The 24,625-nt window shown below is 60.2% G+C and carries 23 protein-coding genes; 5 read left to right on the top strand and 18 right to left on the bottom strand.

Features of this window, described 5'->3' with window-relative positions:
* Nucleotides 1–4: 4 nt before the first annotated feature.
* The 10 genes from nuoI to AB5Y48_RS00070 all read right to left on the bottom strand — a co-directional run bounded on the left by nuoI (nt 5) and on the right by AB5Y48_RS00070 (nt 10,877).
* Nucleotides 5–547: an NADH-quinone oxidoreductase subunit NuoI gene (gene nuoI / locus AB5Y48_RS00115; protein WP_050667378.1), complete on the bottom strand. Its 543-nt coding sequence runs from the start codon at nt 545–547 to the stop codon at nt 5–7.
* Nucleotides 548–558: 11 nt separating this feature from the next.
* On the bottom strand, nt 559–1,524 hold the full coding sequence (nuoH, locus tag AB5Y48_RS00110; protein ID WP_050667379.1) for an NADH-quinone oxidoreductase subunit NuoH: 966 nt from the start codon (nt 1,522–1,524) through the stop codon (nt 559–561).
* The gene (nuoG, locus tag AB5Y48_RS00105; RefSeq protein WP_368163373.1) at nt 1,521–4,244 is read right to left on the bottom strand and encodes an NADH-quinone oxidoreductase subunit NuoG; all 2,724 of its coding nucleotides are present in this window, start codon (nt 4,242–4,244) and stop codon (nt 1,521–1,523) included. Before nuoG ends, nuoH begins: the two co-directional genes overlap by 4 nt.
* Before the next feature lie 33 nt (nt 4,245–4,277).
* The gene (nuoF, locus tag AB5Y48_RS00100; RefSeq protein WP_368163372.1) at nt 4,278–5,648 is read right to left on the bottom strand and encodes an NADH-quinone oxidoreductase subunit NuoF; all 1,371 of its coding nucleotides are present in this window, start codon (nt 5,646–5,648) and stop codon (nt 4,278–4,280) included.
* Nucleotides 5,645–6,181 (bottom strand): NADH-quinone oxidoreductase subunit NuoE, encoded by a 537-nt coding sequence (gene nuoE, locus AB5Y48_RS00095; RefSeq protein ID WP_082178025.1) that lies wholly within the window; start codon nt 6,179–6,181, stop codon nt 5,645–5,647. Before nuoE ends, nuoF begins: the two co-directional genes overlap by 4 nt.
* 3 nt (nt 6,182–6,184) lie before the next feature.
* Nucleotides 6,185–7,954: an NADH-quinone oxidoreductase subunit C/D gene (gene nuoC / locus AB5Y48_RS00090; RefSeq protein WP_162491599.1), complete on the bottom strand. Its 1,770-nt coding sequence runs from the start codon at nt 7,952–7,954 to the stop codon at nt 6,185–6,187.
* Between the two features lie 37 nt (nt 7,955–7,991).
* The gene (locus tag AB5Y48_RS00085; RefSeq protein ID WP_005351836.1) at nt 7,992–8,666 is read right to left on the bottom strand and encodes an NADH-quinone oxidoreductase subunit B family protein; all 675 of its coding nucleotides are present in this window, start codon (nt 8,664–8,666) and stop codon (nt 7,992–7,994) included.
* 20 nt (nt 8,667–8,686) lie between these two features.
* Nucleotides 8,687–9,088 (bottom strand): NADH-quinone oxidoreductase subunit A, encoded by a 402-nt coding sequence (locus AB5Y48_RS00080; RefSeq protein ID WP_060584110.1) that lies wholly within the window; start codon nt 9,086–9,088, stop codon nt 8,687–8,689.
* A 156-nt stretch (nt 9,089–9,244) separates the two neighbouring features.
* Nucleotides 9,245–10,138 (bottom strand): MotB family protein, encoded by an 894-nt coding sequence (locus AB5Y48_RS00075; RefSeq protein WP_368163370.1) that lies wholly within the window; start codon nt 10,136–10,138, stop codon nt 9,245–9,247.
* Entirely contained in the window at nt 10,119–10,877 is a 759-nt protein-coding gene (locus AB5Y48_RS00070) for a flagellar motor protein (protein ID WP_368163369.1), read from the bottom strand. The genes AB5Y48_RS00075 and AB5Y48_RS00070 overlap by 20 nt, the downstream gene beginning before the upstream one ends.
* A gap of 519 nt (nt 10,878–11,396) precedes the next feature.
* Between AB5Y48_RS00070 and AB5Y48_RS00065 the strand changes: the two genes are divergently transcribed.
* A complete protein-coding gene (locus AB5Y48_RS00065; RefSeq protein WP_050667383.1) occupies nt 11,397–11,711 on the top strand; it encodes a hypothetical protein in 315 nt (104 codons plus the stop codon).
* Nucleotides 11,712–11,959: 248 nt separating this feature from the next.
* On the opposite strand, the gene AB5Y48_RS00060 is transcribed toward AB5Y48_RS00065, so the two are convergent.
* Together AB5Y48_RS00060 and AB5Y48_RS00055 are read right to left on the bottom strand one after the other, a co-directional pair.
* Nucleotides 11,960–12,814, bottom strand: a complete 855-nt coding sequence (locus AB5Y48_RS00060; RefSeq protein WP_368163367.1) for a DnaA/Hda family protein — start codon at nt 12,812–12,814, stop codon at nt 11,960–11,962.
* On the bottom strand, nt 12,804–13,475 hold the full coding sequence (locus AB5Y48_RS00055) for a DnaT-like ssDNA-binding domain-containing protein (RefSeq protein ID WP_050667385.1): 672 nt from the start codon (nt 13,473–13,475) through the stop codon (nt 12,804–12,806). Before AB5Y48_RS00055 ends, AB5Y48_RS00060 begins: the two co-directional genes overlap by 11 nt.
* Nucleotides 13,476–13,745: 270 nt before the next feature.
* Here AB5Y48_RS00055 and AB5Y48_RS00050 point away from each other — a divergent pair, with 270 nt between their 5' ends.
* Nucleotides 13,746–14,714: a response regulator gene (locus tag AB5Y48_RS00050; RefSeq protein ID WP_368163365.1), complete on the top strand. Its 969-nt coding sequence runs from the start codon at nt 13,746–13,748 to the stop codon at nt 14,712–14,714.
* A gap of 44 nt (nt 14,715–14,758) precedes the next feature.
* On the opposite strand, the gene AB5Y48_RS00045 is transcribed toward AB5Y48_RS00050, so the two are convergent.
* The 3 genes from AB5Y48_RS00045 to AB5Y48_RS00035 form a co-directional block, all read right to left on the bottom strand.
* A complete protein-coding gene (locus AB5Y48_RS00045) occupies nt 14,759–16,159 on the bottom strand; it encodes a peptide MFS transporter (protein ID WP_050667387.1) in 1,401 nt (466 codons plus the stop codon).
* 212 nt (nt 16,160–16,371) lie between these two features.
* Nucleotides 16,372–17,283, bottom strand: coding sequence for a UTP--glucose-1-phosphate uridylyltransferase GalU (gene galU / locus AB5Y48_RS00040; protein WP_060584115.1), 912 nt, complete (start codon nt 17,281–17,283; stop codon nt 16,372–16,374).
* Between the two features lie 74 nt (nt 17,284–17,357).
* Nucleotides 17,358–17,675: a ComEA family DNA-binding protein gene (locus tag AB5Y48_RS00035; RefSeq protein WP_368163363.1), complete on the bottom strand. Its 318-nt coding sequence runs from the start codon at nt 17,673–17,675 to the stop codon at nt 17,358–17,360.
* Between the two features lie 171 nt (nt 17,676–17,846).
* Here AB5Y48_RS00035 and cysQ point away from each other — a divergent pair, with 171 nt between their 5' ends.
* Nucleotides 17,847–18,614 (top strand): 3'(2'),5'-bisphosphate nucleotidase CysQ, encoded by a 768-nt coding sequence (cysQ, locus tag AB5Y48_RS00030; protein WP_368163361.1) that lies wholly within the window; start codon nt 17,847–17,849, stop codon nt 18,612–18,614.
* Between the two features lie 33 nt (nt 18,615–18,647).
* On the opposite strand, the gene AB5Y48_RS00025 is transcribed toward cysQ, so the two are convergent.
* The 3 genes from AB5Y48_RS00025 to AB5Y48_RS00015 are packed head-to-tail and all read right to left on the bottom strand — an operon-like array spanning nt 18,648 to nt 21,068.
* Nucleotides 18,648–18,944, bottom strand: a complete 297-nt coding sequence (locus AB5Y48_RS00025) for a YciI family protein (RefSeq protein WP_060584119.1) — start codon at nt 18,942–18,944, stop codon at nt 18,648–18,650.
* Between the two features lie 20 nt (nt 18,945–18,964).
* Nucleotides 18,965–19,504, bottom strand: a complete 540-nt coding sequence (locus tag AB5Y48_RS00020; RefSeq protein ID WP_050667392.1) for a septation protein A — start codon at nt 19,502–19,504, stop codon at nt 18,965–18,967.
* 58 nt (nt 19,505–19,562) lie between these two features.
* The gene (locus AB5Y48_RS00015; protein ID WP_368163359.1) at nt 19,563–21,068 is read right to left on the bottom strand and encodes an aminotransferase class V-fold PLP-dependent enzyme; all 1,506 of its coding nucleotides are present in this window, start codon (nt 21,066–21,068) and stop codon (nt 19,563–19,565) included.
* A 227-nt stretch (nt 21,069–21,295) separates the two neighbouring features.
* Between AB5Y48_RS00015 and AB5Y48_RS00010 the strand changes: the two genes are divergently transcribed.
* Together AB5Y48_RS00010 and AB5Y48_RS00005 are read left to right on the top strand one after the other, a co-directional pair.
* Nucleotides 21,296–22,957: a putative transporter gene (locus AB5Y48_RS00010; RefSeq protein WP_050667394.1), complete on the top strand. Its 1,662-nt coding sequence runs from the start codon at nt 21,296–21,298 to the stop codon at nt 22,955–22,957.
* A 197-nt stretch (nt 22,958–23,154) separates the two neighbouring features.
* A partial coding sequence (locus tag AB5Y48_RS00005; protein WP_368163358.1) for a retention module-containing protein occupies nt 23,155–24,625 on the top strand: 1,471 nt, incomplete at its 3' end.

Genomic DNA, 24,625 nt, shown 5'->3' with positions numbered 1-24,625 from the left:
CTCCTCAGGGCAGCAGACTCTTCACATCGATGGGCTTGGCCTCGTTCTCGGCCTCACCCTTGGGTTTGCCTTCGATGGCCATGCCGCTCATGCGGTAGAAGTTGTAGTCGGGATACTTGCCCGGTCCGCTGATGAGGAGATCCTCCTTCTCGTAGACCAGGTCCTGACGGCGATACTCCCCCATCTCGAAGTCGGGGGTGAGCTGAATGGCCGTGGTGGGGCATGCCTCCTCGCACAGGCCGCAGAAGATGCAGCGGGAGAAGTTGATGCGAAAGAACTCGGGATACCAGCGCCCGTCGTCGCGTTCGGACTTTTGCAGCGAGATGCAGCCCACCGGGCAGGCCACGGCGCAGAGGTTACAGGCCACGCAGCGCTCGTCTCCGTCCGGATCACGGGTCAGCACGATGCGACCGCGATAGCGAGGGGGGAGCGGCACCGGCTGCTCCGGGTAACTCAGGGTCTCACGGGGGCGCCAGGCGTGGGAGAAGACCATGGCCAGGCTGCGGATCTGTGAGCCGACACCTTTGATAATACTGACTATTTTCATCTCAAATCGCCTCAGCCATTGACCAGCACCAGAGCCCCGGTGACCAACATATTGATGAGGGTCAGGGGCAGACACACCTTCCAGCCAAACGACATCACCTGATCGAAGCGCGGTCTCGGCAGCGAGGCGCGCAGCAGGATAAAGAAGACGATGAAGCAGGCGGTTTTGCCGGCGAACCAGACCACGGGCGGGAGCCAGGGACCCTGCCAGCCCCCGAAGAAGAGGGTGACGATGAGCGACGAGACCAGCACTATGCCGATGTATTCCCCCACGAAGAAGAGCCCCCACTTCATACCGGCATATTCGATGTGATAGCCATCAGCCAGCTCCTGCTCTGCCTCCGGCTGATCGAACGGGTGACGGTGAGTGACCGCCACACCGGCGAACAGGAAGGTGATAAAGCCGAGGAACTGGGGAACGACATTCCAGAGGTCGGCCTGGGCTTCGACGATGTCGCGCAGGTTGAAACTGCCCGCCTGAATCACTATTCCCATCAGGGAGAGACCCAGAAACACCTCGTAGGAGAGGGTCTGGGCCGAGGCGCGCAGGCTGCCGAGCAGGGAGTACTTGTTGTTGCTCGACCAGCCGGCGAACAGCACCGCATAGACTGCCATGCCGGCGATGGCCAGGATGTAGAGCAGCCCCACGTTGAGGTTGGAGACACCCCAGGTGGGGGTCACCGGCACCACGGCGAAGGCCAGGATAAAGGCGGTGAAGGCGATGACCGGCGCCAGCACAAAGAGGCGGCGATCGGCGAAGGGGGGGATCCAGTCCTCCTTGAAGAACATCTTGATCATGTCGGCCAGTAGCTGCAACAGGCCGAAGGGGCCCACCCGGTTGGGGCCGTGGCGATCTTGCCACAGCCCCAGGAGGCGACGCTCGATGAAGCTCATGAAGGCACCGGCACCGATCACGGCAATGAGGATCACCAGCGCCTTGCCCACCTCGATCAGCAGGTTCAGCATCTCGTCGCTCATGCGATCGCCTCCTTGAGATCGGCCACTACGGCGTGCTGCAGGGCGGTCGGCAAGCCCCCCATGCCAAGGGGCAGGCCGATAAGGCCTACCGGGAAGTGTTCACTCACCCGCACGGTAAACTGCCAGTGGCTGCCTCCCCAACTGAAGGCGATCTTCTGGCCCTCCTGCAAGGCGAGGCGGGTGGCGTCCGCGTGGCTCACCATCCCCTCCGGCCTGCCCATCCGCTGGCGGAAGACCGGGCTCTTGGCGGAGAGCTCCTCGCTACCGAAGAGCTGCGCCAGATTCACTACCGTCAGGCCTGAGGATGAGGCGGTGAAGGGGGCCGGGGCCTGGAACCAGGGCAGGTCACCCTCTGTGGCCTCGATCAGGCGACGGCCCGGGTCGCCGGCGCGCAGGTGGCCCCCCACCTCGTCTTGAAACTTGTTCCAGGCCGACGGTGAGTTCCAGCCCGGTGCCCAGGCAAACGGCACCTGGGCCAGGGGTTGCCGGGCGCCGGCGTAACCCTCCATGGAGAAGGCGAAGGGAGAGTCCTGATCCTGGGCAACCCGAGGCTCATGCACGCTGCGATCGGCCAGCATGGAGGTGCGGCCGCTGTAGCGGTGTGGCTCGCGGGCCAGTTTCATGCCGCGGATACGCAGACCGGCGTTGGGGGTCGGCTCCTTCATGGGGGCGAGCACGGGGAAGGCATGAATGCATGCCTCGCACACCTGGCTCCACTTGTCCCAGCGCGGTCCCATCCCCTGCAGGGCCCCCTCAAGGGCACCGAGCCAGCGCCAGCTCTCTTGTACCAGCACGTCCGGGTGGTACCAGTGGGGATCGAACACCTGGAAGCTGCGCTGGGCGCGCCCCTCCATGTTGATCTGGGTGCCATCCCCCTCGGCAAAGGTGGTGGCCGGCAGGATCAGGTGAGCGCGGCGAGCCGTCTCTGTCTCCTGATGATCGATGACGATCAACTGCTGCAACCCGCTGCAGATGGCGTCGAGTCGTTGGCGCGGGGCGCGCCGATAGAGATCGTTCTCCATCACCAGCAGGGTTTGGCCCGGCTCGGCCTCGAGTCTGTTCAGGGCCTCCTCGAGGGGCATGCCACCGAGCATGGCCAGCCCCAGGGAGTTGACCTCGGCGCCGACCAGGGCCAGCTCGGCCTCTTGGCCACGCGCCTTGAGGGCGCGCGCCAGGTTGGCGGCAGCTTCGATAAGGGCCGGAGTATGCGCCTGGCTGCCGGCGATGATGAGGGGCTTCTTGGCCCCCGCCAGCAGGGTGGCCCACTGATGAGCCAGGAGCGCGGTTGCCTCATCCATGTCGATCACCGTCGGGGCGTCGTCACTGAGCTGGTGGGCGATGGCAAAGCCGAGACGGGCCTGATCGACCGGTGCTCCGTACCAGGTGGCTTCGGCCACGTCGTCGAGTCGGCCGGGATGGGTGCCGGTGATGAGCAGGGGCCAACGGTCGAACTGCCCCAGGGTTGCGACGGCGGCCACTTGCCACTCGTCGACCTTCATGGCGCGGGCCTTGGCGCGGGCCTTGCCCTTGACCGCCTGGCGCAGGGCCAGGGCGATGCGGGCGGCGGTTTGGGTCACATCCTCGCCGAGGATCAGGATGGCGTCGGCCTCCTCCATGTCGCGCAGGCTGGGGGTGCGTACTCCCCCCTCTTGCAGCACTCTGCGCATCAGGGTGAGGCACTCCCACTCGCGGTGTTCGATACCGCAGGAGAAATTCTCTGCGCCCACCAGCTCGCGCAGGGCGAAGTTACTCTCCAGACTGGCGCGTGGAGAGCCAATACCGATGACACCACGGCCGGCGCGCAGGGCGTCGGCGGCGCGGTTGATTCCCCCCTCGCGGGTGATGCTGATGCTGTTGTCACCCTCGCGCAGCAGGGGCTGCATGGGGCGCTCCTCCAGATTGACCCAGCCATAGCCGAAGCGGCCCCGGTCGCACAGGAAGTAGTGGTTGATGGCGCCGTGGTAGCGGTTTTCGATACGGCGTAGCTCGCCGTAGCGCTCACCCGGGCTGATGTTGCAGCCGACCGAGCACTGCTGGCAGATGCTGGGGGCAAACTGCATGTCCCACTTGCGGTTGAAGCGCTCGGAGTGAGTCTTGTCGGTGAAGACGCCGGTGGGGCACACCTCGACCAGGTTACCGGAAAACTCGCTCTCCAGAGTGCCGCTCTCGACCCGACCGAAGTAGACGTTGTCGTGGGCACCGTAGACCCCGAGATCCTCGCCGCCGGCATAATCCTTGTAGTAGCGCACGCAGCGATAGCAGGCGATGCAGCGGTTCATCTCGTGGGCCACGAAGGGGCCGAGATCCTGATTCTGGTGGGTGCGCTTGGTGAAGCGATAGCGGCGGCTGTTGTGACCCGTCATCACCGTCATGTCCTGCAGGTGGCAGGCGCCCCCCTCCTCACACACCGGACAGTCGTGGGGGTGATTGGTCATCAACCACTCCACCACACTCTTGCGAAACTCGACCGCCTCTTCGTCTTCGATGGCGATAAAGGTGCCGTCGCTCGCCGGTGTCATACAGGACATGACCAGCCGGCCGCGCTTGTCGTCGGCATTCTGATACTGCTTGACCGCACACTGGCGGCAGGCACCGACGCTGCCAAGCGCCGGGTGCCAGCAGAAATAGGGGATATCCAGGCCAAGGGAGAGACAGGCCTGCAGCAGGTTATCGGCCCCGTCGACTTCATACTCTTTGCCATCAACATGAATGGTTGCCATACAGCATCTTTCCTTCGCAACAGATCGCCGCGTCTACGACCAGCGCTGGTTCAGCAGATTGGGCTGCACGCCCTTGATTGCCTTGCGGTTATCGCCCGCGCCCTTGATCCCGGCCTCGAACTCCGGGCGGAAATATTGGATGGCGCTGGCGAGCGGCTCTACCGCCCCCGGCGCGTGAGCGCAGAAGGTCTTGCCCGGACCGAGTTGGCGGCAGAGCTGCTCCAGGGTCTCGAGATCCCCCAGCTCCCCTTCACCACGCTCGATGGCGCGCAGCAGCTTGACGCTCCAGGGCAGACCATCGCGACAGGGGGTGCACCAACCGCACGACTCGCGGGCGAAGAACTCCTCCATATTGCGCAGCAGGCTCACCATGCTGATGCGGTCATCCACCGCCATGGCGAGGCCGGTCCCCATCCGGGTGCCCACCTTGCCGATACCGGCCGTGTACATCTTGGCGTCGAGGTGTTCGGGTAGCAGGAAGCCGGTACCGGCGCCGCCCGGTTGCCAGGCCTTGAGGGTGTAACCGTCGCGCATGCCGCCGGCATACTCTTCGAACAGTTCCCGGGCCGTGATGCCGAAGGGGAGCTCCCACAGGCCCGGATTTTTGACCTTGCCCGAGAAGCCCATCAGCTTGGTGCCGTGATCTTCCGAGCCGGGCAGGGCCAGCCCCTGATACCAGCTCACCCCGTTGCCGATGATGGCCGGCACGTTGCACAGGGTTTCGACGTTGTTGACGCAGGTGGGCTTGCCCCAGACCCCGGAGACGGCGGGGAAGGGGGGCTTGGCTCGCGGGTTGGCGCGGCGTCCCTCCAGAGAGTTGATGAGCGCCGTCTCCTCGCCACAGATGTAGCGGCCTGCGCCGGTGTGGACGAACAGCTCGAAGTCAAAGCCCGAACCCAGAATGTTCTTGCCGAGCAGGCCGGCGGCCCTGGCCTCTTCCACGGCACGGCGCAGGTTGGTCGCCGCGTCGACGTATTCGCCGCGCAGGAAGATGTAGCCACGGTAGGCCTTCAGTGCCCGGGCCGAGATGAGCATCCCCTCGATAAGCAGGTGGGGCAGCTGTTCCATCAGCAGCCTGTCCTTCCAGGTGTTGGGCTCCATCTCGTCGGCGTTGCATAGCAGGTAACGGATGTTCATGCTCTCGTCTTTGGGCATCAGGCCCCACTTCACCCCGGTGGGGAAGCCCGCCCCGCCGCGCCCCTTGAGGCCGGCATCCTTGACGGTCGCAACTATCTCGTCCGGCGTCATCTGGCCGAGGGCCTTGCGAGCGGCCTCATAGCCCTGCTTGGCCCGGTATTCGTCCAGCCAGACCGGTGCGCCGTCGTCGCGCAGGCGCCAGGTGAGCGGGTGAGTCTCGGCGGCCCGGGCGATCAGATTGGCGGTGCCAAAAGAGGTCAATCTCATGGGTAGTTCTCCAGGGTCTGGCGCAGGGCCTCGCCATCGAGACCACCAAAGGTGTCGTCGTCGATCATCATGGCCGGCCCCTTGTCGCAGTTGCCCAGACAACAGACGGGGAGCAGGGTGAAGCGGCCGTCCTCTGTGGTCTGGCCGGGCGCGATACCGATGTGCTCCTTGAGGGTGGCCAAGACCCCCTCGTGACCGTTGATGTAGCAGACCATGCTGTCGCACACCCGGATGATGTGGCGCCCCACCGGCTGGCGGAAGATCTGGCTGTAGAAGGTGGCAACTCCTTCCACGTCGCTGGCGGGGATCCCCAGCTCGGCGGCGATGGCGGGAATGGCACCGTCAGGCACCCAGCCACGAGCCTGCTGCACTATCTTGAGGGCCTCGATGCTGGCGGCGCGGGGATCCTCGTAGTGGTGTTTCTCGTGGGTGATGGCGTCACGCTCGGCGTCGGTGAGGGCAAAGCCCCCCGCGCATCCCGGTGCGTCTTGTTGTAATGCGCCTTTCTGGCACTGACATTGCTGGTGGCTCATGGCTTAGCGATCCACATCCGACATAACGAAATCGATACTGCCCAGATAGACGATGAGATCCGACACCATCTGGCCGCGGATCACCGAGGGGATCTGCTGCAGGTGGGCGAAACTCGGGGTCCGGATCCGGGTGCGATAGCTCATGGTGGAGCCGTCACTGGTCAGGTAGTAGCTGTTGACGCCCTTGGTCGCCTCGATCATCTGGAACGACTCGGCGGCTGGCATCACGGGCCCCCACGACACCTGCAGGAAGTGGTTGATGAGGGTCTCGATGTGCTGCAGGGTGCGCTCTTTGGGTGGTGGCGTGGTGAGCGGGTGATCCGCCTTGAAGGGCCCCTCGGGCATGTGCTCGAGGCATTGGGCTATGATACGCATGCTCTGGCGCATCTCCTCGAGGCGCACCATGGCGCGATCATAGGCGTCACCGTTGGCGCCTACCGGTACCTCGAACTCGAACTGGTCATAGCCCGAATAGGGGCGCCATTTGCGGATATCGAAGTTGAGGCCGGTGGCGCGCAGGCCGCCCCCTGTGGTCCCCCAGGCCAGCGCCTGCGAGGTCGAGTAGGCGGCGACGCCAATGGTGCGCCCTTTCAGGATGCTGTTGCGCATGGCCGCCTTCTCGTACTCCATCAGGCGCTTGGGCAGCCAGTCGAGCAGGTTCTCCTTGATGAGCTGACGCCACCCTTGCGGCAAATCGTGAGCCACGCCGCCGATGCGGAACCAGGCCGGGTGCATGCGGGCCCCGGTGATCGCCTCGATGATGTTGTAGATGCGTTGCCGGTCGGTGAAGGTGAAGAAGACCGGGGTCATGGCGCCCACGTCCTGAATATAGGTGCCGATAAAGAGCAGGTGGCTCTGGATGCGGAACAGCTCTGCCAGCATCACCCGGATCATGTCGACCCGCTGGGGCACCTTGATGCCTGCCAGCTTCTCGACCGCCAGCACATAGGGGAGGTTGTTCATCACTCCGCCCAGGTATTCGACCCGGTCTGTGTAGGGGATGTAGCTGTGCCAGGACTGGCGTTCACCCATCTTCTCGGCGCCGCGATGGTGATAACCGATGTCGGGCACACAGTTGAGGATCTCTTCTCCATCGAGCTGCAACACCAGGCGAAATGCCCCGTGTGCCGACGGGTGGTTGGGGCCGAGGTTCAAGAACATATAGTCCTCGTTGGCATTGCCCCGCCGCAGCCCCCACTCTTCCGGTTTGAACAGCAGGTTCTCCTGCTCCATGTCCTGCTTGGCGGCATCGAGCATGAAGGGGTCAAACTCGGTGGCCCGCGCCGGATAATCCTTGCGTAACGGGTGTCCCTGCCAGCTGCGCGGCATCATGATGCGGGTCAGGTGGGGGTGACCGTTGAAGGTGATGCCGAGCAGATCCCACACCTCGCGTTCATACCAGTTGGCGTTGGGATAGAGAGCGGTGGCGCTCGGCAGGGTGAGGTCCCCCTCCTGCAGGGGCACCTTCAGCATCAGGTCACTGTTTCTGTCGATGGATAGCAGGTGGTAGAAGACGGTGAAATCCGAGGGGGGGAGCCCCTCGCGGTGGCTGCGCATCCGCTCGTCGACTCCGTGCAGATCGTAGAGCATCACGAATGGCTTGGGTTGCTGGCGCACGAAGCGCAGCACATCCAGCAGCAACTCTCTGGGTAGCCAGAGTACGGGGATGCCGGTACGGGTGGTCTGCAGGGTAAAGGGGTCGCTCCCGAAATGGGCGAACAGCTCGCCGACGATGGGGGCTTGCGCCTGGTCACCCGGTTGCCACCGGGCCATCTCGGCATTGGTCGGAAACTCGTTGGTCAGTCGCATATCAGCTCTCGTCCGGGGTCCGCAGGTTCTTGACGGCGATCCGCTCGCCCCGCTTGCGCTCTTTCATCGCCTCCAGCTGAGGGCGGTAGATGCCCTGATCCCCCGCCACCCAGGAGAGGGGGCGGCGCTCCTTGCCGATAGAGTCCTGCAACAGCATCAGGGCCTCGAGGAAGGCCTCGGGACGGGGCGGGCAGCCCGGAATATAGACGTCGACCGGCAGAAACTTGTCGACCCCCTGCACCACAGAGTAGATGTCGTACATGCCGCCCGAGTTGGCACAGGCGCCCATGGAGATGACCCACTTGGGTTCGAGCAGTTGCTCATAGAGGCGCTGGATGACGGGCGCCATCTTGATGAAGGGGGTACCGGCGATCACCATGAAGTCCGCCTGACGGGGTGATGCCCGGATGACCTCGGCGCCGAATCGGGCCACGTCGTGGGGGGAGGTGAAGGCGGTACACATCTCCACATAGCAGCAGGAGATGCCGAAGTTATAGGGCCAGAGGGAGTTCTTGCGGCCCCAGTTCACCGCGTCGTGCAATACCTCTTCCACCCGTCCGAGCAGTATGCCGCGTTCGGCACTCTGGGCCAGAGGGTCAGCGACCGTCTGGCGCTGCTCTTGGGGGTAACGCTCCAGAGGGGCGTCGGGATCGATCCGGGTCAGGGTGTACTTCATGAGCAGACCTCAAAGACGGGTTAGTCCTGTTGCTGGTTGAGGGGTTTCTTGCCGGGGGACCAGTCGAGGGCGCCGATACGCCACAAATAGAGGAGACCGACCAGCAGCAGCACGATAAAGATGGTGGCTTCGATAAAGCCGACCCAGCCGGTCTCTCGCACCGAGACAGCCCATGCGAAGAGGTAGAGGGCCTCGACATCGAAGATGACGAAAAACATGGCGACGAGATAAAACTTTGCCGAGAAGCGCAGGCGGGCATTACCGACCGATTCCACACCCGACTCGAAGGGCTTGTTCTTGGCACGTCCCCGGGCTCGCCCTCCCAGAAAGGCGGCCAGCCCTATCATGGTGAAGCAGATGGCAAAGGCGGCGATCACATAGACGGTGAAGGCCCAATGCTCTGGAATGACTCCTGAAAACATAGGTGTTGTTCCCTACCGAGAGAAAAACGGCAGTAACAATGATGTCATTTTATTCAGAGGCTTGGTAGGTGAAAGTGAATCTAATGTTTTGTTTTTTAATTAATCGTTTCTTTTGTTGCGCGCATTTTTACAAATGAAAATGAGAGTGTATTTTATTTATCCAGATCTCTTTGCATCGGGTTTCTTTAGCAATGGCAATGACTGTTCGGTTGGTGTGCCCTGAGTCAGGGTGATTTCGACCCTGCGGTTGCCCTCTCGGTGAGCCTGAGTGTCGTTGGGGAAGCGGGGATGAGTGTCAGCCTTACCCTGGGCGATGATTCGGGTTGCATCGAGTTGGGGATCCTTGATGAGGACATGAACGATAGATGCGGCGCGCAGTACCGATAGCTCCCAGTTACTCTGGTAAAGTTCAGCGGGAGGTTGAGTGTTATCCGTATGGCCCGATACGGTGATCTGACCCGGAATGTCGGCTAACACAGTGGCCACTCGTTCCACCAGAGGAATGAATTGAGGCTGTAGATAGGCGGAGTCGGCGGGGAACAGTGTACGCTCGCCGATACGAATGATCAGCTCATCGCCGAGTTGCTCTACCTCGATCTCTTTTTTGTCTATCTCGCTCTTGAGTTGTTGATCGAGTTTCTCCCTGCTCTCTTTTACCCAGCCACTGCTCTGCGGAGCAGGGTGCGGCCAGCTATTGTTTGGATCTGCTTGCTCGGAGTGCCCTATGGTCTCGTTGATGGGATCCGAGGCCGGCTTGTTATCGCTCTCAATCACACTGCTCTTCTCATCCCCATTTATATGGGAGTGCGAATCTGGCTCCAGAATTCCCGTACCTCCCTGCATCACAGGGGAGCCAGCCGGGGGAGAGATGAGGCCTATCTTGCCCAGTGATTCGATAAAGCCCTGAATGATGACCCGAGCCTCTGACTGTTTGGCCATGGCGAAGGAGTAGAGCACCACGAAGAGGGCGAACAGCAACGTCATGAAGTCGGCATAGGAGACCAACCAGCGCTCATGATTCTCAGGGGCTTCAGCCTTTTTCTTTTTCATTTGCCTCATGTCCTAAGTAGGGGCTAAGACTGACCTGAAGCCGTTGTTGGGATTCACCATCCATGATGCACATGACGCCGGTGAGGGTCATTTCCTTGGCATGGCGTATCTGATGAGCGAATGCCTTGTAGCGGTTGCCGAAGGGAAGAAAGATCAGGTTGGCTGCCGAAACGCCATAGATGGTGGCAATAAAGGCCACGGCGATGGCTCCACCGAGTTTGTCAGGTGCCGAGAGCAGGCCCATGGCGTGGATCAGACCAAACACGGCGCCCACTATTCCCATGGTCGGGCAGTATCCCCCCATGGCCTCGTAGAATTTCACCGTCTGCTCAATATCCTCTTGCTCGAACTCCATCTCCTTTTCGAGGACCTCGTAAATTTTCTCCTTTTCGTAGCCATCGACCATCATCTGGATCCCCTTTTTGAGGAAGGGATCTCCTATCTGATCGAGCATGCCTTCCAGTGCCAGCATGCCATTACGTCGGGCGTTACCGGCCAGCTCCTGCAACAGCTCAGACTGAGCGACCATGTCGCTTTTGGGAGGGGCGATCAGCCATTTGAAGCGCTTCATCGAAGCGCCGATCACCGAGAAGGGGAATTGGGTCATGGCTGCACCCAGAGTGCCGCCGATGACAATCATAAATGCAGGGAGATCGAGCAGAGCCCGAGGATGGCCCCCCTCGATCATGTTGCCGCCCAAAATGACGAGGATGGCAAAAATTACACCGATGAGGCTCATGACATTCCTTGTAGAGTGATAAACCAGTGTCCGCTTATCGAGACGGAGGCATCATGGTGAGCATAGACCTCCCTTGAGAGGGCAGAAATGGAATTAATTCGACTCTGAATGATTTTCAGATAAGCCGTGATTGGCAGGGGGGAGAGGATGAGAGCACTGATTATCTGCGGGTTAATGTTATGGCTGCCTGGTTGTGGTGTGACACCGGAGAGGGAGCCTCGCATCGATGACCCCGATGCCTGGCGAGCGCTTTGTCGGGATGGCACCCGGATTCGGGCCGCACGCGAAGAGGGGATGTGCGATCGCCATGGAGGGGTCTCGTTGTGGTTGAACCGGGCCAGAGAGTCAGCAGATGTAAATGTGGAATAATGACGGCGTTTCTGTCTATTCATCGCCCTTAATTGTTAGAAAGTGTGTTTTGTGCTGTCAGTCACCAAATTGTTACATTTTTGTTCATGTTGGACTCAGAAATCCGTCACCATACTGAGGTAACAGTTAGATTGAGACGGAGACGAGGACATGACGCACAGTGTCGGGCTCTCCATCTTGTGGGGGCTGGCCAGTTTTGGACTGCATGGTGAGTTTGTGGCCAGCCGCGAGGGAGAGCGCCGTCATTGGCCTGCCTCGAAGCTCGAGATGGAGGGGATGGTGATTGCCCCCCTCAAAGAGGGGCGCTGGCTGTTTGACGATGGCACGCGCAGTGTGGTGCTGCTAATGCCTGATGGCGTTACCCCCCCGGTGGGGCATCCTGTCGCCCTGAAGGGCAGGGCCTGCCAGTTGGCGGGGGATGACTGCCTGCTGGTCGAGCAGCTCGATGGCAAGCCGCTTGCCTGACCAGGGCGCCGCGCCACCGTGTGTGGCGCTGGATGACGTTCTCATGGGCCTTTGTTTGCAGAGTGAGAGCTTGCTCTCAAAGCCGGAAGATTTCACTGTGTAAAACGTTTGCTTCAGGTTAGTCTCACAGTGCCAGTTTAGAAGGTGACCCCCTTCTAATTGTTTCTTGCGATGAGAAATCGCAATTCCGTAGCACCTATTTTTAAGGCCCGTTATCCCCTGGATAGTGGGCCTCGTTTTTTGTGGCGTTAGCCGCCGTAGTGTCCGATGTTAGGGCGGCGGCTCGGGCCGGCAAGATGGATGTCGACCGGGTTAAAGGCCTTGATCGCCTCGAAGCTGAAGTCACCTATCGCCCGATGAAGGCTCTCGGGGGCGTGATTGGTGATAAGAATCACGCTCTTGGAGAGGTTGCGACGGCGGCGCAGCAGATGGCCGAGAAAGCTGGACTGGCTTTCGGTCAGTTTGGCCCGGTTGGCGGCTACCTCATCGATGATGAGCAGGTCTACCTCCTCCAGGGCTCGCCGGTATTGGTTGCGCTCCTCCTGATCCTCGATGACGTTGAAGAAGAGGCGATCGACAATGGAGGCCCACTGCTGGAAGATCACCGACTTCTGATGCCGCTCGATCAACTCGTGAGCGACGGCGCCAGCCAGGGTCGACTTGCCGGTTCCATAGTCCCCGTAGATCAGCATGCAGCCACCGCCACTCTTCTCCCAGTGCTCGAAACCGCTGATGAAGTAACGTGCCGTCTCGATGGCATACTGCAGGGCAGGATCCTGCTGATCCATGCGTTCAAATATCCACTCGGGATTGAGGTCCGCCTGGGCAATCAGGCGCTTGATGCGATCCTGGCGAGCCTGTTTTTGTAACTCTCGCACCTCGGCATTGGCCTTGCTTTCGTACTCCTTGCGCAGGGTTTCGTAGTCGTATTGAGTGCCGCCGGTTTCCTGTTGCAGACGGCGAATCCGCTCCAGCAGGGTGCCTACGTGGCGCTGCAGTGCCGGATCGTGCTGCTGTCGCCCCTGCTTCTCGCGATTGATTTGCTGGCGCCTGGCTGCGATGTCGGCCAGATCCTGCTTCAGGGGATCTTGATCATGAGCCATGCTCTTGCTCCTTCTGCTGGGCCAGACGTTTGGCCTCTTCAATCATCTCTTGGGCCCGGCGACTGGGGCCGGACTCACTATGTTGTACTGTCACCTGCTGATAGCCCTGCTCCTGTGGCTGCTGGCGTCGCACATAGCGCCGGGTCTTCAGCGCACGAATAAATTTGAGGGTCCACTGATGATGGTTATCGAATACCTCGGGGCGGCCCAGCCAATAGGCGATAAACTCCCCTAGGTCCTCTTCGCTGTAGCTGCAGTCTATCACGCCACACAGGCGCGCCAGTGCCGGCATACTCTCGTCGGGTCGCCACTCCAGGTGCATGGGAAAGGGAACCTGCGGCAGGGGCGAGTGAGCCTCCTGTTGCAGGAGCGGCAGGATAAAGGGCTGGGAGTGGAAATGCTCACCGGTCGCTTGTGCCTCGAGTAATCCCGCAGCAATCAACTCCTCCAGCAGCAGGGTAAGCTGACGACCATTTACCTGGTAGCTGAATCCACTCGGAGATGCGGGATCGGTGACCGCCAATGCCCTTCCCAGCTGAGGATAGTTGAGCACCCTGGGTTGCTGCTCGAGCCAAAGCCGCCTCAGATGCAGGCAATAGAGGGTTTTGGCTGGATGCGAAAGCCTGGGGTGGGAGAGGGCTTGGTACTCGGCAGGGGTCATCACTCATCTCTTTACAGCAAGATGGCGCCATTATCGCCGATGGCGGGCGGTGGGACAAACGCTCGTGGTAGCCCGACAAACAGGGCCTCCTGATTCACCACCCTGTGGATCTGCCTTTGAGTCACCAGTATGCAGGAATAGCCCAGCGTATTCAGACTGAAAATCACCTATTGATTGATATATTATTCTGATGCTATTCAGGAGCAAGTCGTACTTCTGGGCTAGGATTAGCCCAATGGTCATCACTGGGTATCAAGGCGGGTGTTCTGGATGTCGCTTTCGGGAGTTCGCATACTGCTCATCGAAGATGAAGCCGTCTTTCGGCATCTGCTGAGCGCTTATTTACAAGGGCTGGGGGCCGAGGTCTTTCACGCCGATGATGGCATTGAAGGCATGGCGGCCGCGGCACTCTACCGACCCCATGTGGTCTTGTGTGATCTCAATATGCCGGCCATGGATGGACACGAGGTGATGGCCTGTCTGAGTGCCCGCTACCCGGAGCTCCCGGTTATCGTGGTATCGGCGCAGAGTCGAATGGATGTAGTGGCCAGGGTGCTGCGTGCGGGGGCCAGGGATTACCTTATCAAGCCCATTCGTGACTGGGAGCTCGTTCGTTTCAGCATCGAGCAGTGTCTTGATCGCCAGCCCACCGCCATGCAACAACTGGAACTGCTCGAGCATATGGATGCGCTACGCGAGGATCGGCTGGCGACTCGTCTGGTGGCGTTGCAGAAACATCCGGCACTGCAGGAGTGGGGAGAGTGGCAGGTGACCAGTCAGGGGGGCGGGCACCTCTTTCTGGTGGAGAGCTTTAAAGTCGAGCAGCGCCTGTTGCTGCTGGTGATGGAGTTACCCCTGCTGGGGCCGGACGGACCCTTTTGTTCTGCTCTGGTCAGGATGCTGATGAACACCCCGTATCGACAGTATCAACAGGGGGAGAGCACCCTGCTGGAGCATCCTGGCAAGCTGCTCTCCTATCTCAACTGGACCCTTATGGAGTCAGGTGTACATCAACCCATCAGTGTAGCGGCCTTGCTGTTCGGGCAGGATGACAACCTGCTCTTTGCCAACGCAGGTCTGACGTCTCCCCATTGGCTTGCCCGTCATGGAGGCTTGCCACTCGGGCTGATGCGCGATGCCGATTATCCCCTGCACCGTCGTAGCTGGCATGCCCCCTTCTCATTACACGTCGATAGCGAAATGGGCGGGGCCTTGAATCTGAGCATTCATCGTCAATGAAAAGGGCGCCATCGGCGCCCTTCATATGCTTTTATTGTTTCGGATTAGATGGCGCTGGCTTGCAGCTCGCCTTCCTGCTCCGCTTTCTTCTCGTGCTGTTGACCTTCGGCACCATGCATCCAGTAGACCAGACGGTTGGCCATCAGTAGCAGGATCACGGCACTGATGGTCGCCGCCACGGCGATACCACCGAAGATGGCCAGCGGGCCAGACTCACCCACGTAGGAGCCGATGAAGCCGGCCGCATAGTTGGCCAGGGCGACGAAGCCAAACCAGGCTCCCATCATCAGTGAGGCCAGGCGCAGCGGTGCCAGCTTGGTCACCATGGAGAGGCCGATAGGAGAGAGGCAGAGCTCGCCCAGGGTATGGAACAGATAGGCACCGATCAGCCAGAACATGGAGGTCTTGACAGTGCTATCACCACCCTGTTGCAGGGTCGCTCCTACCATGAAGACAAAACCCACGGCCAGGAACAGCAGACCCATGGCAAATTTCACGGGAGAGTTGGGTTCGCGCTTGCCCATCTTGACCCAGAGCGCCGCCATCAGAGGGGCCAGGGTGATGATGAAGAAGGGGTTGAGGGACTGGAACCAGGCGGTCGGCACCTCGAAGCTGCCGATCATGCGGTCGGTGTACTCCTGGGTGTAGAGGTTCATCAGGCCACCAGCCTGCTCGAAGCCGGCCCAGAAGATGATGGTGAACAGACCCAGCACCAGGATCACCTTGATACGATCCACTTCCTGTTTGGTCAGGGGAGCCTTCTTCTGTGAGTTGTTCTTGGCGGCGGCGCGCTTGGCGGCCGGCTCTTTACCGATATCCCCCAGCAGGCCGGGAGCCATGGTGGCTTGCAGCACCAGGGAGATCACCATGCCGATGCCGGCGGCGATAAAGGCCGCTTGCCAGCCATAGCTGTTGGCGGCTGCACCGGCAATAAAGCCTGCCAGCAGGGCACCCAGGTTGATACCCATATAGAAGATGGTAAAGGCGCCGTCACGGCGATGATCGCCCTCTTCGTAGAGATCGCCCACCATGGTGGAGATGTTCGGTTTGAACAGGCCATTACCCACGATAAGCAGAGCCAGACCAGTGTAGAAGACAGTGGTCATTTGGCCAGCGAAGAGCCCATGGGGGAGAGCCAGGGTAAACTGGCCCAGTGCCATCAGCACGGCACCGATCAAAATGGCGCGGCGTTGACCGAGGAAGGTATCGGCCAACCAGCCACCGATCAGCGGTGTGATATAGACCAGGCCGGTATAGATACCGTAGAGCTTGAGCGCATCAGCCTCACTCCAACCGAGACCACCGCTGGTCGTTTGGGCAGTGAGGTAAAGGATCAGGACGGCACGCATGCCGTAGTAGGAGAATCGCTCCCACAGCTCGGTACTAAAGAGCAAGAAGAGCCCTTTAGGGTGACCTAAAAAGGTCCCTTTTGACGGGGTATTCATGGAACTTCCACCTGTGTTTGATGTTTTAATTGTGATTTTATGCAAGGGCTTCGGAACAAGCCTAAACCCTTATAGAACAAGGATGCTTTAATTACAAGAAGCTGATTTATCAGATTTTTATCAATCTAACATTGATAAAATGTTGCCTAAATGAAAACTGGGCATCATATGATGCCCAGTTATTTATGCTGAAAAAAAGAAAAATCTTGTGATTACAGCTGTTTGGCAAAGGCCTTGAGCCAGTCGATGAACTCCCCATCGAGTTCACGGTGGCGTACCGCATATTCCACATTGGCCTTCATGTAGCCCAGCTTGCTGCCGCAGTCATGGCTCTTTCCCTTCATGAAGTAGGCGTTGACCTGCTCTTGTTCCATGAGGGTGGCAATGGCGTCGGTTAACTGGATCTCGTCACCGGCACCGGGAAGGGTCTTCTCCAACAGGGGCCAGATATGGGCCGAGAGGACATACCGGCCGACCACGGCCAGGTTGGAGGGGGCCTCATCTCTGGCCGGTTTCTCGACGATGGCCTGCATCGGCAGGGACATGCCGGCGCAGAGGGTCTCTCCCTTGATATCGGCGACGCCGTACTTGTCGACCTCGCTATGAGGTACCTCTTCTACCATGATCTGGCTGACCTGCTCCTCTTCAAACAGATGCACCATCTCGGCCAGATTGTCCTGCTTGGGATTACTGGCGACGTCGTCGATCAGTACATCCGGCAGCAGCACGGCGAAGGGGTTGTCACCGATCAACGGACGCGCACAGAGGATAGCGTGGCCCAGACCCTTGGCCTCACCCTGACGCACATGCATGATGGTCACGTCTTTTGGGCAGATGGCCTGTACTTCGGCGAGCAGTTGGCGCTTCACCCGCTTCTCCAGGGTGGCTTCCAGTTCGAAACTCTTGTCGAAGTGGTTCTCGATGGAGTTCTTACTGGAGTGAGTCACCAGTACGATCTCCTTGATGCCTGCGGCGATGGCCTCGTTGACCACATACTGAATGAGAGGCTTGTCCACGACCGGCAGCATCTCCTTGGGGATGGCCTTGGTGGCGGGCAGCATGCGGGTGCCCAGTCCGGCGACGGGCAATACGGCTTTACGAACCAGGATGGGACTCTTTTTCATGGAGAGATTCCGGCGAGACATGATGGCGGCATCTTACTCCAACAAAACGAAGGCGGCCACTGGCCGCCTTCGGGTTACTTGAGGACGATCGTGTCCCGATTGGCATCCAGCGTTGCCGGCCCGATGCCACTCACCTCGGCCAACTGCTCGACCGAGGTGAAGCTACCCTGTTTATCCCGATACTCGATGATGGCTTGTGCCTTCTTCTCGCCAATCCCCTTGAGCCGGGTCAACTGCTCCAGGGTTGCGGTATTGATGTTGACCTTGTCGCTTGCCGTGACGGTGGCCACCTTCTCCTGTGCCACCGGTGTCTTTTGGGCAGCCAGCGCCGGTGTGCCTGTCAGAGGTAGACAGCTCAGCAGCAGGGGCAGGATCAACGTCCGTATTTTCATCTTACTCTCCTTGGGTTACTGGGTGGTCCCACAACCAGTTCTAGTGCACAGAGGGAGAGGCAGTGCTGGAATAAACCACAGGAGGATAAGTGCGTTGAAAATGCTATAAGGGCATGAGATGTCGCTGGCGTATGATGACAACATTATGAAAGATAAAGGAAAGAGACCAAGATGCCGATAACCGATACGCTGCGTCAGCAGGTGACCAGGTTGGCCCGAGAGGCGGGTGATGCCATCCTCGACCTCTATGAGCGCCCGCTCGATGTGGATTACAAGCACGACAGATCCCCTCTGACAGACGCTGACCGGCAGGCTCATGCCATCATCTGCGCCGGGCTGCACGCCCTGACCCCTGATTGGCCAGTGCTTTCGGAGGAGTCCACCCCCGAGGTGATGCGTCAGCGTCTAGGCTGGCGTCGTTTCTGGTTGGTGGATCCCCTCGATGGCACCAAGGAGTTTATCTCTCGCAATGGCGAGTTCACCGTCAATATCGCGCTCATCGAGGAGGGGCGGCCTGTCTGGGGCGTCGTGTATGCCCCTGTGCTCGGGGTGAGCTGGAGTGGAGGACCCACTCTGGGCGCCGAGCGGGCAGAGGCGGGTGAGACTCATCCTGTCAAGGTTCAACCCCACCGGGATGGGGAGGTGTGGAAGGTGGTGGGCAGCCGTCACCATCTCTCGCCCGAGACACAGGCCTATCTGGATAAGCTCACAGGGCCGGTGGAGCTGGTCTCTATGGGCAGCTCTTTGAAGCTCTGTCTGGTGGCCGAGGGGAAGGCCCACCTCTATCCCAGGTTGGCCCCCACCTGTGAGTGGGACACGGCGGCCGCCCAGGCGGTGGTAGAGGGGGCGGGGGGCAGGGTGACGACCCTGGAGGGCGAGCCCCTGCACTATGGCAAGGCGGAGATCCTCAACCCCTGGTTTGTGGTTTCGGCCTCCTGATAAAAAACGCCGGACTCAGTCCGGCGTTTGCTTTCAAAATACCCGCTTGAAGGGTTTGACGGTCACGTGACCGTACACCCCGGCGCTCACATAAGGGTCGGCCTCGGCCCAGGCCTGGGCTGCTGCCAGAGAGGCAAATTCGGCGATGACGGTAGAGCCGGTAAATCCAGCCTCACCGGGGTCATCGGCATCGATGGCAGGGTTGGGGCCGGCGGTGAGCAGGCGTCCCTCATCCTGCAGTGTCTGCAGCCTCGCCAGATGGGCCGGCCTGGCCTGTTTGCGAAGGGGCAGGCTGCCGGGTACATCCTCGGCAAAAATCAGATACCACATCGAACTCTCCTTGAACGGGGTTATTTTTTCTGTTCGGCCGGCAGATGGCGATAGAGATAGAGACCACTGAGCAGGGTCGAGATCAACGTCAGCCCCAGCAGACCAAATACCTTGAAGTTGACCCAGACCTCCTGGGGCAGGTTGAAGGCGATATAGAGGTTGAGCAAGCCACAGAGGGCGAAGAAGGTGACCCAGCCCAGATTGAGACGATCCCAGACGGGATCGGGGGCGCTCAGCTCCTTGCCCAGCATCTGCTTGAGCAGATTCTTGCCAAAGCCGTAGCGACCGATCAGCAGGGCGAGGGCGAACAGGGCGTTGATGACGGTGACCTTCCACTTGATGAAGGTATCGTCGTGGAAGATGAGGGTGAGTGAGCCGAAGAAGGCGACCAGCACGAAGGTGAAGAGTTGCATCTTCTCGACCTTGCGATACTTCAGCCAGCCATAGAGCAGTTGCAGGCCGGTGACCACCACCAGGGCGCCGGTGGCGTAGTAAATGTCATAGAGCTTGTAGATCGCAAAGAAGACGATCAGGGGAATGAATTCGATAAATTGCTTCATAGGTGTTTACAGATCCTCGTTGGCCTCAGTGTAACCGAGCCGGCCAGGCCATAACAGTTCAGGAAAAAAGCTCACGGGCGACCAACTGGCCGAGCTGCTTCTGCTCGTCGAGAAGCGCCTCGATATGTTCACGCCGGATCCCCGGGTTGAGCTGCACCGCACGCAGCAGAGTGAGCGGTTGCTCTCCATAGCGGCTCACCGCCCGCTGGGTTCGGGAGACGAAGCTGTGCCCCTCGGCACGCTGCCGTTTCTGCAGGGCGATGTTGAAGGCATTGATCTGAATATTTGCTGACTCATCCCGCGGTTTGCCCTGCAGGTGAGGGGGGATGCAGCGATAGGCCAGCAGATTCATGACGGGGGCGGCCATCAACTCGAAGGCGGGATCGGCCTCGATCAGACTGGCCATCAACCTGGCCCTGTCATAGTTCTCCTCGATGAGACGGGCATAGCCCTGTTCACCGATGAGATGGAAGGCGGCATCCAGATAGAGGGCGTTGGCGGGGCGGGTTCCCTCCAGAGTGAAACGACCCTGATCGAAGGAGCTGGCTCGAATGGCATAGGGGGCCTCGCGCTTGACCGCCATCATGAGGTCCGGTTCACGGCACAGCAGCATGCCCGTGCCAAGCGGCACCAGCAGTTGCTTGTGGCCATCCAGAGTGACGGTATCAGCCAGCTCCATGCCGGCGAGCAGGGCGCGGTAGCGGGAAGAGAAGGCCGTTGGCCCACCCCAGGCCGCATCCACATGGAAGTGAATACCCTCGCGTCGGGCGATGGCCGCCATCTCCGGCAGGGGATCGATGGAGCCAAAGTCGGTCGTACCCGCCACCCCGATGAGGGCGATCACCTTGATCTTCTGCTCCTGGCAGTGACGCAGCTCGGCCTCCAGGGCCGGCAGGGAGAGGCGATTATGTTCATCTACCGGCAGGCGGCGCACGCTGGCGGCGCCGGCTCCCAGCAAATCCATTCCCTTGTCGAAGGAGTAGTGCATCAGGCGTGACCCCAGAATGGCGATACCGCGCCACCCCTGCTCAGTCAGGGCAAACAGGTTGTCGCCGCAGGCATGGTTGCGGGCCAGCCAGAGAGCGGTGACGTTGGCGATGGTGCCACCGCTGGTCATGACGCCGAGGGCTGCATCCTTGTCATGCATGAAGTGTTCATAGAAGTCCGGCCCCCGGGAAAACACCAGACGATGGAGCCTGGCCAGACTCTCGCGCTCCAGGAAACTGAGCAGGCGTGATGACTCCATCTTCATGGGGTTCTGGTTGAGCATGGCGAGCAGGCGTGAGAGCTCCCCCGTATAGGCCGGCAGCGGGGCCGTCATGTGCCCCATGTAGCGGGGTGAGGCCAGGTGCGAGATGCCGGGCAGCAGTTGCTGCAGGCGATGCAGATAGTCGGTCAGCGCCATCTGGCCATCGGGCATGGCCGAGTCGGCGAGGCGATGGGTAAAGTCACTGCGATCGTAGGGCTGCAGGCTGTCATCCATCTCGTGGAAGGCCTGGATCAGGGCACTGATATGACCATCGAGGTCCTGATGGGGGGAAACAAACAGCTCTTCTAGTTGCATCGGCGGCTCCGGATCCTTGACTCTGCGCCTCTCTACCGGCCGCAGAGCATAACTCCAATTGCGCTGTGATGACAGTCGGGGCACCCCGACGTTGAGGTAGCCTGCCTCTTTGATTAGCCATAAATTGGTAGTTTTATCGTCTGCCCTTATCAAAACGTGCACCGAGCCACAGTCCATGAGCAAACGAACTGCGAAGCTAGTGACAGTTTTCATTTGAGGAGATGTCGATGAGCGATATCGCACTCGCCATCAGTATGCTGGCACTGGTTGCCGTGGTCGGGCTGTGGCTCGGCAACCTGAAGATCTACGGGGTAGGGCTCGGCATTGGCGGCGTTCTGTTCGGGGGGATACTGGTGGGCCACTTTGCCGGTGCCATGGCGCTCGAGCTCGATGCTCACACCCTCCACTTCATTCAGGAGTTCGGCCTCATCCTGTTTGTCTACACCATAGGCATACAGGTGGGCCCGGGGTTTTTCGCCTCTCTGCGCAGCTCGGGGCTTAAACTCAATGCCTTCGCCGCTCTGCTGGTGGCGATGGGCGGGGTGATGGTGGTCATCCTCTATAAGCTGTTTGATATTCCGCTGCCGGTTATCCTCGGCATCTTCTCGGGGGCGGTGACCAATACCCCTTCCCTCGGGGCGGGGCAACAGATCCTCTCCGAGTTGGGCGCCGAGCCTGGTCTCACCGGCATGATGGGGATGGGATATGCGGTGGCCTATCCATTCGGTATCTGCGGAATTTTGCTCACCATGTGGCTGGTGAGACTCTTCTTTCGCGTCAAGATCGACGACGAAGCTGCCGAGTTCGAGAAGCAGAGCGGCAAGACCAAGGAGAGCCTGCACACCATCAACATCGCCATCCGCAACCCCAATCTCAATGGTCTGATGATCCGCGAGATCCCCTGTATGAACGAGAGTGATATCGTCTGCTCCCGTCTCAAGCGGGGAGAGACGCTGACGGTGCCGCGTCCCGATACCCGGGTTGAGCTGGGGGATCTGCTTCATCTGGTCGGTGAGAAGTTGGCCCTGCACAACGCCTTGCTGGTACTGGGAGAGGAGGTCGATACCTCCCTGTCTACCCGGGGCACCGATCTTCGGGTGGAGCGGGTCGTGGTGACCAATGAGCAGGTATTGGGCAAGAAGATCCGCGATCTCGACATCAAGCAGCGCTACGACGTGGTGATCTCAAGACTTAACCGGGCCGGGGTGGAGCTGGTGCCCACCAGTCAGACCAGCCTGCAGTTTGGGGATATCCTCAATCTGGTGGGGCGGCTCGACGCCATCGAGGCGGTCACCAATATCGTGGGTAACGTGCAGCAGAAGTTGCAGCAGGTGCAGATGCTGCCGGTTTTTATTGGCATCGGTCTCGGGGTGCTGCTCGGTTCGGTTCCCTTCTATCTGCCGGGCTTTCCGGCGGCGCTCAAGCTGGGTCTGGCCGGTGGCCCGTTGGTGGTGGCCCTCATCCTGGCACGGATCGGCAGCATCGGCCGTCTCTACTGGTTTATGCCACCCAGCGCCAACCTGGCGCTACGCGAGATCGGTATTGTGCTCTTCCTCGCCGTGGTAGGGTTCAAATCCGGAGCCGGTTTCTTCGATACCCTGTTGCATGGTGATGGTCCGGCCTGGATGTTTTATGGTGCCCTCATCACTGTCGTGCCACTCCTGACGGTCGGTTGCCTGGCTCGCTGGTATGGCAAGATGAACTATTTGAGTCTCTGCGGCTTGCTGGCCGGCTCCATGACTGACCCTCCGGCTCTCGCCTTTGCCAATGCAATGCATCCGACCAGCGGGGCCAGCGCTCTCTCTTATGCCACCGTCTACCCCCTGGTGATGTTCCTGCGCATCATCTCCCCCCAATTACTGGCGCTCCTGCTCTGGGTGGGAGGCTAGTCCAAGATAAAAACGAAAGAGCTCCCATCGGAGCTCTTTTTGCATCTTATTGATGAATATGACTTTTAACCTTTCGGTTAAGTGGTTTGCCTCTCCCTGCTGATGAACTTTCATTCGATATTTCGAACTGGTTACACAGCACCCGGGTTGGGTACCCTTATAAATTAATTTTTATAATTTCAGTGTCAGGAGTCGTCATGAGCACCACAACCCTTCAGCACGATGTCGTCATCTCGCAATTGAGTGGCAAGGTCTATCTCCTCAATGAAGACGGAACACGCCGGCTCGTGCGGGAAGGGGAGTTACTGCCCAAGGGGGCTGTGGTGGTAGCCGATGACGGCTCTTTCGAGATGAGTGAGCCTCTCCATACTCCTCAGGGGAATGAACCGGACGCACAGGTCGCCGCGAGCGTTTCGGGCGATATCGATGCCTTGCAACAGGCGATTTTGCAAGGGCAAGACCCGACACAGACCTTCGACGCAACCGCGGCAGGTGGTGCTCCCGCGGCGGGGGGCGGTGTGGCAGGTGCCAGCAGTAACAGCGGCTTCGTGGTGCTGGAGCGCAGCGGTTCACAGACCCTGGCCGAGGCAGGTTATGACACGACGCGGGACGTTTCTGTCACGCCTGTGGAAAATGACCTGCTGGGCGCTGCCGGCTTCAAACCCGATGCCCGCCTCACCCTGAGCGCCGAGAGCGCGGTCAGCGAAGGAGGCACCATTACTTATGTGGCGACCGTCGACTCCCCTGTCTACGGTAGCGATCTGGTGGTCACTCTCTCCAATGGTGCCACCATAGTGATCCCCGTCGGTCAGACCAGTGCCTCTGTCGTGGTCACCGCCCCGGGTGATGATGTGTATCTGGATGCCTCCTCTCTGACCGTGACCGTGACCGGTACCCAGGGTGGCAACTTCAATCAAATCACCACTGGCACCCCTGTCACGACTCAGGTCACCGACACCGTGGATACCACCACCGTGACCCTGAGCGCCCCGGCCGAGGTCAACGAAGGCAGCCAGATCACCTACAGCGCCAGCGTCAACCACGCCCCGCAAACCGACCTGGTGCTGACCCTGTCCAACGGCGCCAGCATCACCATCAAGGCGGGCGAGCTCAGCGGCAACGTGACCGTCGATGCTCCGAGCGACGACGTGTACAAAGATGGCGGCAGCCTGACGGTGAGCATCACCGGCAGCAGCGGTGGCAACTACGAGCAGCTGGACACCGGCAGCAAGGTGACCACCGCCGTGGCCGACACCGTGGACACCACCACCGTGACCTTAAGCTCGGCCACCGCCGGCCAGGACGTGGTCGAAGGCGGCAGCATCGTCTACACCGCCAGCGTCAACAACCCGGTGACCGGCAGCCCGCTGACCGTGACCCTCTCCAACGGCGTGGTGATCACCATTCCGGTGGGGGCCAGCAGCGCCGACAGCGAGCCGGTTCCGGTGCGCGGCGATGACATCTACCAGCAAGCTGATGAAACGTTGAGCGTCAGTATCAGCGGTACCAGCGGCGGCAACTACGAAGCCGTGACCACCACCGGCACCGTCACCAATACAGTCGTAGACGATCTGGATGCCCCGACCCTGACCCTGAGCGGCGATGCCAGCGTGGTCGAGGGGGGCAAGGCCAACTACACCCTGACCATCAGCGATGCACCGAAAAGCG

The sequence above is a fragment of the Aeromonas sp. R6-2 genome, assembly GCF_040908155.1.
Lineage (GTDB): Bacteria > Pseudomonadota > Gammaproteobacteria > Enterobacterales > Aeromonadaceae > Aeromonas > Aeromonas schubertii.
This window is presented reverse-complemented; position numbering and strand designations above follow the sequence as displayed.

Excerpts from the sequence above, each read along its gene's own strand:
- nuoI (WP_050667378.1), bottom strand. The coding sequence starts at position 547 with ATGAAAATAGTCAGTATTATCAAAGGTGTCGGCTCACAGATCCGCAGC.
- nuoH (WP_050667379.1), bottom strand. The coding sequence starts at position 1,524 with ATGAGCGACGAGATGCTGAACCTGCTGATCGAGGTGGGCAAGGCGCTG.
- nuoG (WP_368163373.1), bottom strand. The coding sequence starts at position 4,244 with ATGGCAACCATTCATGTTGATGGCAAAGAGTATGAAGTCGACGGGGCC.
- nuoF (WP_368163372.1), bottom strand. The coding sequence starts at position 5,648 with ATGAGATTGACCTCTTTTGGCACCGCCAATCTGATCGCCCGGGCCGCC.
- nuoE (WP_082178025.1), bottom strand. The coding sequence starts at position 6,181 with ATGAGCCACCAGCAATGTCAGTGCCAGAAAGGCGCATTACAACAAGAC.
- nuoC (WP_162491599.1), bottom strand. The coding sequence starts at position 7,954 with ATGGCCCGGTGGCAACCGGGTGACCAGGCGCAAGCCCCCATCGTCGGC.
- AB5Y48_RS00085 (WP_005351836.1), bottom strand. The coding sequence starts at position 8,666 with ATGAAGTACACCCTGACCCGGATCGATCCCGACGCCCCTCTGGAGCGT.
- AB5Y48_RS00080 (WP_060584110.1), bottom strand. The coding sequence starts at position 9,088 with ATGTTTTCAGGAGTCATTCCAGAGCATTGGGCCTTCACCGTCTATGTG.
- AB5Y48_RS00075 (WP_368163370.1), bottom strand. The coding sequence starts at position 10,138 with ATGAAAAAGAAAAAGGCTGAAGCCCCTGAGAATCATGAGCGCTGGTTG.
- AB5Y48_RS00070 (WP_368163369.1), bottom strand. The coding sequence starts at position 10,877 with ATGAGCCTCATCGGTGTAATTTTTGCCATCCTCGTCATTTTGGGCGGC.
- AB5Y48_RS00065 (WP_050667383.1), top strand. The coding sequence starts at position 11,397 with ATGACGCACAGTGTCGGGCTCTCCATCTTGTGGGGGCTGGCCAGTTTT.
- AB5Y48_RS00060 (WP_368163367.1), bottom strand. The coding sequence starts at position 12,814 with ATGGCTCATGATCAAGATCCCCTGAAGCAGGATCTGGCCGACATCGCA.
- AB5Y48_RS00055 (WP_050667385.1), bottom strand. The coding sequence starts at position 13,475 with ATGACCCCTGCCGAGTACCAAGCCCTCTCCCACCCCAGGCTTTCGCAT.
- AB5Y48_RS00050 (WP_368163365.1), top strand. The coding sequence starts at position 13,746 with ATGTCGCTTTCGGGAGTTCGCATACTGCTCATCGAAGATGAAGCCGTC.
- AB5Y48_RS00045 (WP_050667387.1), bottom strand. The coding sequence starts at position 16,159 with ATGAATACCCCGTCAAAAGGGACCTTTTTAGGTCACCCTAAAGGGCTC.
- galU (WP_060584115.1), bottom strand. The coding sequence starts at position 17,283 with ATGAAAAAGAGTCCCATCCTGGTTCGTAAAGCCGTATTGCCCGTCGCC.
- AB5Y48_RS00035 (WP_368163363.1), bottom strand. The coding sequence starts at position 17,675 with ATGAAAATACGGACGTTGATCCTGCCCCTGCTGCTGAGCTGTCTACCT.
- cysQ (WP_368163361.1), top strand. The coding sequence starts at position 17,847 with ATGCCGATAACCGATACGCTGCGTCAGCAGGTGACCAGGTTGGCCCGA.
- AB5Y48_RS00025 (WP_060584119.1), bottom strand. The coding sequence starts at position 18,944 with ATGTGGTATCTGATTTTTGCCGAGGATGTACCCGGCAGCCTGCCCCTT.
- AB5Y48_RS00020 (WP_050667392.1), bottom strand. The coding sequence starts at position 19,504 with ATGAAGCAATTTATCGAATTCATTCCCCTGATCGTCTTCTTTGCGATC.
- AB5Y48_RS00015 (WP_368163359.1), bottom strand. The coding sequence starts at position 21,068 with ATGCAACTAGAAGAGCTGTTTGTTTCCCCCCATCAGGACCTCGATGGT.
- AB5Y48_RS00010 (WP_050667394.1), top strand. The coding sequence starts at position 21,296 with ATGAGCGATATCGCACTCGCCATCAGTATGCTGGCACTGGTTGCCGTG.